This is a genomic window from Streptomyces sp. SID4985 (genome assembly GCF_009863025.1).
Taxonomy (GTDB): domain Bacteria; phylum Actinomycetota; class Actinomycetes; order Streptomycetales; family Streptomycetaceae; genus Streptomyces.
Genome location: NZ_WWIR01000113.1, coordinates 1 through 3,178, shown reverse-complemented (window position 1 = coordinate 3,178; position 3,178 = coordinate 1). Strand labels below are relative to the sequence as shown.

2 protein-coding genes and 2 pseudogenes are annotated in these 3,178 nt (G+C 73.6%); 3 read left to right on the top strand and 1 reads right to left on the bottom strand.

The window, feature by feature from the left end:
- A pseudogene (locus tag GTW40_RS04660) lies at nt 1-360 on the bottom strand (D-alanyl-D-alanine carboxypeptidase); the annotation flags it as partial.
- Between the two features lie 91 nt (nt 361-451).
- Here GTW40_RS04660 and GTW40_RS04655 point away from each other — a divergent pair.
- The 3 genes and pseudogenes from GTW40_RS04655 to GTW40_RS04645 all read left to right on the top strand — a co-directional run.
- Entirely contained in the window at nt 452-691 is a 240-nt protein-coding gene (locus GTW40_RS04655; protein WP_161178863.1) for a hypothetical protein, read from the top strand.
- Nucleotides 692-709: 18 nt separating this feature from the next.
- Nucleotides 710-1,996 carry a metallophosphoesterase gene (locus GTW40_RS04650; RefSeq protein WP_161178862.1) on the top strand — a complete coding sequence of 429 codons (1,287 nt, stop codon included), beginning with the start codon at nt 710-712 and terminating at the stop codon, nt 1,994-1,996.
- Nucleotides 1,997-2,265: 269 nt separating this feature from the next.
- Nucleotides 2,266-3,178: pseudogene (locus GTW40_RS04645) on the top strand (hypothetical protein); the annotation flags it as partial.

Sequence of the window (3,178 nt, the reverse complement as noted above, 5' to 3'; positions counted from 1 at the left end):
CAGCACCGTGTCCGCGAACAGCATCTTCAGGGTGCTCGCCGGGGGCAGCCGCCAGTGCGCGTTGTGCGCGGCGAGCACCTCGCCCGACTCGGCGTCGCTGATGATCCAGGAGCGGGCGGTGAGGTCCTTGGGCAGCACGGGGACGCCGCTCGCCAGGTTGACCTGCGTACCGGGCCGGCCGAGCCGTTCGCCGCCGACCATCGACATGTTTGCCGGGGGAGTGGCGGTGGCCGTGGGGCTGCCGGAGGGCTTGGGGGCGGCGAGGGCTGCTGATGCCGTGAGCGTCGTGACGGAGGTGATCAGCAAAGTGGTGGAAGCGATCAACAGGGATCGCTTTCCGATCTTCTGAGGTGCGGACACGGTCGAGAACGTACCTGCCACGCGGTGTGAAGTCCCACTCCCCACCCCACCCCGCGCCCGGAACCGGCCAGCGGACGGCGATACTGGAGGCATGAAGCTCAGCCGCCCCGTGTCCTGGTTCCTGCTCGCCTTCGGGGTGTGGAGCTGGGTCATCTGGATCACTTTCATTAAAAATCTCGCGGCAGACGGCAGCGGTCTCGCCTTCGACAACGGCCACCCGACGGCCTATTTCTGGGTGCACCTGCTGCTGGCGATCGTTTCCTTCATCCTTGGGACCGTCGTCGGAGTGATCGGGTTGCGCGGACTGCGCGCATTGCGGCGGACGTCATAGCGGACGGGAGCGGTCTCGGTGGTCATCGTCTTCGTGCTGGTCGCCCTGGCCGTGCTGGCCGCCGTGGTGGCCCTGCACCACTACGTCTGGCGGCGCCTGGTCCGTGACACGACCCGCGCCCCGGGCCCGGCCCGCCGCGCGGGTACGGCGCTCTTCGTGGCGGGCCCGCTGCTGATGGTCGCCGCGCTGGTGGCGGAGCGCTCCGGGGCGCCCTTCTGGCTCCAGCAAGCGCTGGCGTGGCCAGGGTTCCTGTGGATGGCGCTGGCGCTCTACCTGCTGCTGACGACGGTGGCGACGGAGCCGGTGCGGTGGTGGGCCAACCGGCGGCGCGGCCCGGCCGCGAGCGCTTCCCCGGCGCCGACGGCCGAGGCGGAGCAGGTGCCGACGGCCGAGGTGGAGCCGGTCCCGGCTGTCTCCGTCCCGGCGACGGACACCGTCGTCACCGCGCCCGTATCGCCTCCCGCCCCGGCCCCCTCGGACTTCTCCCGCCGCCTCTTCGTCTCCCGGGTGGCCGGAGGCGTCGTCGCCGGGGTGGCGGTCGGGACGGTCGGCTGGGGAACGTACGGCGTGCTGCGGGGGCCGCGCGTGAAGCGGGTCACCGTGCCGCTGGCGAAGCTGCCGAGGGCGGCGCACGGCTACCGGATCGCGGTGGTCAGCGACATCCACCTGGGCCCGGTCCTGGGCCGCGACTTCGCCCAGCGGGTCGTGGACACGGTCAACTCGACCCAGCCGGACCTGATCGCGGTGGTCGGCGACCTGGTGGACGGCAGCGTGAAGAACCTGGGCCCGGCCGCCGCTCCCCTCGCCGGTCTGAAGGCCCGCCACGGCGCCTATTTCGTCACCGGGAACCACGAGTACTTCTCCGGCGCCGCACAGTGGGTCGCCGAGGTCCGCACCCTCGGGCTGCACCCGCTGGAGAACGCCCGCACGGAGATGCCGTACTTCGACCTCGCGGGTGTCAACGACGTCCAGGGCGCGAGCGAGGGTCAGGGCCCGGACTTCGCCAAGGCCCTCGACGGCCGCGACCCCGCCCGCGCCTGCGTCCTCCTCGCCCACCAGCCCGTCCAGATCCACGAGGCCGTCCGCCACGCCGTCGACCTCCAGCTCTCCGGCCACACCCACGGCGGCCAGCTCTGGCCCGGCAACCTGATCGCGGCGGCCGCCAACCCCACGGTCGCGGGCCTGGAGCGCTACGGCGACACGCAGTTGTACGTCAGCCGGGGCGCGGGGGCATGGGGTCCGCCGACCCGCGTGGACGCGCCGTCGGACGTGACGGTGATCGAACTGGCGGCGCTGAGCGCGTAGTTGCTCCGTGGTGCTTGCCGACCAGTGCCGCATCGGAGGCATGACGGAGGACCTGCGCACGCGCCGGGAGAAGGCCGCGGCCGACGGTAAGAAGGCCGACGGTAAGAATCCGGCCGCTGGAACTCCTTTCCCAGCGGCCCCACTTGTCCCGGCATCCCCTGGATCGCCACCCCCACCCCCACCCCTCTTACACCTCACCCCTACCATCCGCTTATGTGCACAGCGTGTGCACGTCAGCCGCTGGGGCGGCGGTGCAGGGGAGGGATCACATGGGAGCGGAAGCAGGGGGCGCCCAGGCGCGCCGGGGGAGACGGGCGCGGGTATGGCTCGCGGCCGGGATCGTCCTGGTGGGAGGGACGGGGGCGGCGGCGGTCGCGCTGCGCGGTTCCTCCTCGACCGACGACGCCGCGGGCCGGGGTCCGCACGTGGTGCACACCTCGGTCGACTCGCTCGGGCTGACCGGCGGTTCGGACGGTGAGCAGGCGCTCGCGGCCCGGTCGACCAAGCCGTTCCGGATGCTCGCGGTCAGCTGGAGCGACACCCACGCGCAGCTGGACGGCACGGTCCAGGTGCGGACCAAGTCGTCCGCGTCGGGACAGTGGAGCGACTGGCAGCGGCTGTCGGCCGGTGACGCGCTGCCCGATCCGGCGGAGCGGGACCGCGCCGGAGTGCGCGGCGCCACGGCACCGCTGTGGACCGGGCTCTCCGACGGCGTCCAGGTCCGCGTCCAGGGCAAGAACGGTACGCACGCGCTGCCGAAGGGCCTGACCGTCGACCTGGTGGACCCGGGCAGGTCCGGCTCCGCCGCGTCCGCCGACGGCACCGACCAGGCCGCCGGTGCGGCCACTCCCGCCCTGCAGCCCGCGGGCTACAGCGTGGACGGGGACGGAGAGCCGACGGACACCCCCGTCGACCCCGACCCCACCTCCCCGGAGCCGGAGACCACCGCCCCGACCGACGCGCCCACGGGCGAGGCCTCGCCGGTGGACAGCAGCACCCCGCCGCCCCCACCCAGCGAGAGCGCGCCCGAGTCGCCGGTGTCCTCCCCGAGCGCCCCGGCGACCACCTCGTCGAGCCCGGCCTCCCCCACCGCGTCCGCGACCACCGCCGTGCGCAGCGCGACGCCGACCGCGCCCGGCTATCTGCCGTCGGTCGCCGCCGCCTACCCGTCGTGCCCGGGGG

Excerpts from the sequence above, each read along its gene's own strand:
- GTW40_RS04655 (WP_161178863.1), top strand. The coding sequence starts at position 452 with ATGAAGCTCAGCCGCCCCGTGTCCTGGTTCCTGCTCGCCTTCGGGGTG.